This window comes from Melaminivora alkalimesophila (assembly GCF_000282995.1).
Taxonomy (GTDB): domain Bacteria; phylum Pseudomonadota; class Gammaproteobacteria; order Burkholderiales; family Burkholderiaceae_C; genus Melaminivora; species Melaminivora alkalimesophila.
Map to the genome: position 1 here is coordinate 1 of NZ_ALEE01000763.1, position 605 is coordinate 605.

Annotated in this window: 1 protein-coding gene; it reads right to left on the reverse strand. The window is 74.0% G+C overall.

Annotated features, from left to right (window positions below; all coding sequences use genetic code 11):
- A partial coding sequence (locus A612_RS14725) for a gamma-butyrobetaine hydroxylase family protein (RefSeq protein WP_019375208.1) occupies positions 1 to 416 on the reverse strand: 416 nt, incomplete at its 3' end.
- Positions 417 to 605: the final 189 nt, after the last annotated feature.

A 605-nucleotide genomic window follows, 5' to 3' on the forward strand; every position in this document is an offset into this window, starting at 1 on the left:
CTGCCGCAGCCGTGCCCGCCGGACGCCGCGCGGCCCGCCATGGGCGCGTCGCGGTCGGCGCCCGCCTCCGCCAGGCGGCGCTCGTACTCGCGCATCAGCTGCTGCTGGTCGCGCCCGAGCTCGTACAGGTAGGCCCAGGTGTAGATGCCGCTGTCGTGCCCGTCGGAGAAGGTCGGGCGCACGGCGTAGTGACCCACGGGCTCGAGCTGCACCAGGGTGACTTGGCGCTTGCCGGTCTGCAGCACCTCCTGGCCGGGCCCGTGGCCCTGCACCTCGGCGGAGGGCGAGTACACGCGCAGCAGCTCGAAGGGAATGCGAAACTGCGCGCCGTCGGAGAACATCACTTCCAGCACGCGCGATTGCTCGTGCACGGTGAGGGACTGGGGCGTGGGCTGGTCGTTCGGGGACTGGGGCATGGATGGGATCCTGGCAAGACTGGGCCGCGCCACCGGAAGGGGTGCGCGGCGCGGCCCGAAGATAGCAGCCCGCCGATGGCCTCAGGCGGCCTGCGCCCACTGCGCCAGCCGCTCGCGCAGGGCCTGGTGCAACGCCGGCAGCGCAGCGCGCAGCCCTTCCAGCCGCGCCGCAGCGGCCGCCCGCTGCGG